Source organism: Thermovirga sp., from assembly GCA_012523215.1.
In the GTDB taxonomy this organism is placed as follows: Bacteria; Synergistota; Synergistia; order Synergistales; family Thermovirgaceae; genus 58-81.
This window is the reverse complement of record JAAYIZ010000249.1, coordinates 1-3,432: the sequence shown is the minus strand read 5'-3', so window position 1 is coordinate 3,432 and position 3,432 is coordinate 1. Positions and strand designations below refer to the sequence as shown.

At 55.0% G+C, this 3,432-nt stretch carries 3 protein-coding genes; all 3 read right to left on the bottom strand.

What is annotated here, in order from left to right; all coding sequences use genetic code 11:
- Window positions 1–712, bottom strand: a 712-nt coding sequence (mgtE, locus tag GX108_06900; GenBank protein NLO56760.1) for a magnesium transporter, incomplete at its 3' end; no start/stop codon positions are given.
- A 384-nt stretch (window positions 713–1,096) separates the two neighbouring features.
- Window positions 1,097–1,870, bottom strand: coding sequence for a TIGR00282 family metallophosphoesterase (locus GX108_06895; GenBank protein ID NLO56759.1), 774 nt, complete (start codon window positions 1,868–1,870; stop codon window positions 1,097–1,099).
- A 9-nt stretch (window positions 1,871–1,879) separates the two neighbouring features.
- Complete coding sequence (gene rny / locus GX108_06890) at window positions 1,880–3,409, bottom strand: ribonuclease Y (GenBank protein ID NLO56758.1); 1,530 nt, start codon at window positions 3,407–3,409, stop codon at window positions 1,880–1,882.
- Window positions 3,410–3,432: the final 23 nt, after the last annotated feature.

Below are 3,432 nucleotides of genomic sequence, written 5' to 3'. Positions count from 1 at the left end.
GATTCTCCAGGTCCACCACCGGGATGACGTGGAGGTCGTAACGGGACATAACCTGCGCCACTTTCTCCTGGTCTGTCAGGGTCGTTACGAATACCGGGTTGTCGTCCATCAGGTCCGAAACGAGCGTTTCCGGCTGCGCCAGGATAATGTCCTCGAGGTCCACTACACCCCTGAGGCGGCGCTCCCCGTCCATGACGAAACAGGTATATATGGTCTCTTTGCTCCGAGCTACTCTCCGGATGTGCTGCAGGGCGACCGTCGCCGTCATCGAGGACTTCAGCCCGATGTACTCCGCGGTCATTATTCTCCCCGCCGAGTCTTCCGGGTAGTTCAAAAGGTGATTCGCTATCTTCCTTTCCTCGGGCGAGAGGTGCTGCATCAATTTCTCCACCGTCTTGGCCGGCAGTTCGTCCAGCAGGGCGGTACGGTCGTCGTCGGACATCTCCTCGATGATTTCGGCCGCTTCCTTGGTGGTGAAGCAGTCGAGGAGTTCCTCCCTCTCCGTTCCCTCCATGTGTTCAAAAACATCGATCGCGAGATCCTTTGAAAGAAGACGGAATATGAGCACTCTCTTCGCCTGGGGTGCCTCCACGAGGATCTCCCCTATGTCGGCGGGTTCCATGGTGGATAGAGTCTCCTTGACCTCGGTGAACCTGTGTTCCAACATGAGGCTCTCTATCTGGTTGTAAAAACGGTCCAGTCTCTCTTTCATGGTCCAAGCACCCCCGATCGACACGGCCGCGCCAGAAGCCCGCCAATCCTGCCACCAAGCATGGACATATCATGCTGCACGGGCATGGCTCTGCATGTCTGTTCATTCCTATTCGAGGGTGAATTGCGGCGGCGGAAAGGTCTTTTTTGCCGGGAGGGAAGATCAAAACCAAGTGCGGCTTCCTAGTTTATCCCGGCCATCACCCTCTTTTTCATGGTCCCGTCACGGTGGAACCCCGTACTATGGCACTCTTCCATTTCCATCTCCCTCGATAACACCAGATGCTGCATACCCTTTTATGGTATACCACCAGGGCCGCAAGGTCAATAAAAATGGCGGGGCGCCTAGGCACCCCGCCTCTTTACAACATGCTGAAAAATCCGATCAGATACCCAGGGAAAGACGGGTTATCGAAAGGCTCCTGCCCGACGCTTCATCGATCTCTATGACAACCGCGTTCATTCTCAGGTCGCTTTTGCAGACCTCGAACCTAGTGGGCATGCCGGTCAGAAAACGATGGATGATGGCTTCCTTGTCCATTCCGATAACTCCTCCATGCCCGCCGGTCATTCCTACATCGGAAATATAGGCTGTACCACCATCCAGGATATGCTCATCGGCGGTCTGAACGTGGGTATGGGTGCCAAGGACGGCCGAAACCCTTCCATCAAGATAGAGCGACATAGCCCGTTTTTCCGAAGTCGCTTCGGCATGAATATCCACCAGCACCGACAATCCTTCCAAAAGCGGGAGTTCTTCGTCGGCCCTTCGGAAAGGACAGTCGATGGGTTGCATGAAGACCCTCCCCTGAAGATTAAGAATTCCCAATTTGAGACCCTTTTTTTCGATCACCGTCGAACCGGTTCCCGGTGTCGACGGCGGGTAGTTTGCAGGCCTGACCAACCGTTTCTCCGCCTCCAGGAGAGGCAGAGCCTCCCTATTATCCCAGATATGGTTGCCGCTTGTCATGGCGTCCAGGCCCTGTCGGAAAAGCTCTTCCATGACTTTCTCGGTCAACCCAAACCCCCCGGCCGCGTTCTCCACGTTGGCCACAATGAAATCGAAGGGTCCCCATTCAGCCCTTACCCGGGGGAGCAAACCCGCCAAGGTTTTTCTACCCGGATTACCGACGATATCTCCTACGAAAAGAACCTTCAACGCTTTCACCTACTTGGCGTATTCCACCGAGCGAGTCTCCTTTATCACGGTCACCTTTATCTGTCCGGGATACTTCATCTCGCTCTCAATCTTCCTGGCAATATCATAGGCAAGTTTATGAATGGATCCATCATCGAGACTGTTTGGCGCGACCATGACTCTGACTTCGCGTCCTGCCTGAATGGCATAGGCCTTGGTTACGCTCTTGAAGGTCTTCGCGAGGGTTTCAAGCGTTTCGAGTCTCTTTATATAGGACTCGAGGCTCTCTCTCCTGGCCCCCGGCCTGGAAGCACTGACGGCGTCGGCCGCCGATACGATCACATCGTAAACGGAGGTCATCTCCTGATCTTCATGGTGAGCCGCAACAGCGTTGACCACCTCGGGGGTTTCGCCGAACCTCTTGGCCAAGTCGCGGCCGATGAGCGCGTGGGGTCCCTCGACCTGGTGGTCGACGGCCTTGCCTATATCATGTAGAAGGCCCGCCCTCCTGGCGACATGTTCATCGATACCCAGTTCGGCGGCCATGATCCCTGAAAGATGAGAAACCTCAAGGCTATGGGAAAGCGCATTCTGCCCGTAACTGGACCTGAACCTCAGTTGACCGACCAGCTTGATCAGTTCCGGATGCATGGACTTGATCCCCGTTTCAAGAAGGGCCTCTTCACCGGCCTCGAGGATTTTTTCCTCCACGTCCCGCTGCGCCTTTTCCACGATCTCCTCGATCCTCGCCGGGTGGATCCTTCCATCGAGCACGAGTCTCTCCAGCGAGAGGCGTGCCACCTCTCTCCTGACGGGGTCAAAACTGCTCAACGTCACTGCTTCCGGCGTATCGTCCACGATGAGATCGACCCCGGTGTAGGTCTCAAAGGCTCGGATGTTTCGCCCTTCTCTTCCGATAATGCGCCCTTTCATCTCATCCGATGGCAATGTAACAACACTGACGGACATTTCCGAGGTATGATCCACGGCGCAACGCTGGATGGCGCTTACTACTATCTCTCTCGATTTGCGTTCGGACTCCCTTCTCGCCTTTTCCTCCAGATCTTTTAGCCTGAGTCCGATCAGGTGTCCTGCTTCTTCTTCCACTTCCTTCAGCAGGAAATCCTTGGCTTCTTCCCTGGACATGCAGGCGATCTCCTCAAGGCGTTCCATCTGTTTCTTCCGGACGGACTCAACCTCTTCGAGGCGGACTGACATTTCCTCCTGCCTCTTGCGGTAATCCTCCTCCCTCTGGAGTATGGACTCCATCCTGGAATCGAGGTTCTCTTCCTTCTGTTCGAGTCTTCGTTCCGCGCGCTGCTGCTCGGCGCGCCTTTCCTTGATCTCGCGTTCCGCTTCCTGTCGGAGGCGATGGATCTCCTCTCTGGCCTCCGTTAACATCTCCCTTTTTCGCCTATCGGATTCCTGAAAAGCGTCCTTCAAAAGTTGATCGGACTGCTCCCGGGTTCCCTTGAGTTTCCTGTCGCTCAAAACTTTGTACAGGAAGAAGCCGATCGAAATGCCGACGGCGAAAGCTGCTGCTAGAATTACAGGCAACATTCGTACATCACTCCTTATTCCAT

Coding starts and splice junctions, on each gene's coding strand:
- rny (NLO56758.1), bottom strand. CDS start 3,409: ATGTTGCCTGTAATTCTAGCAGCAGCTTTCGCCGTCGGCATTTCGATC.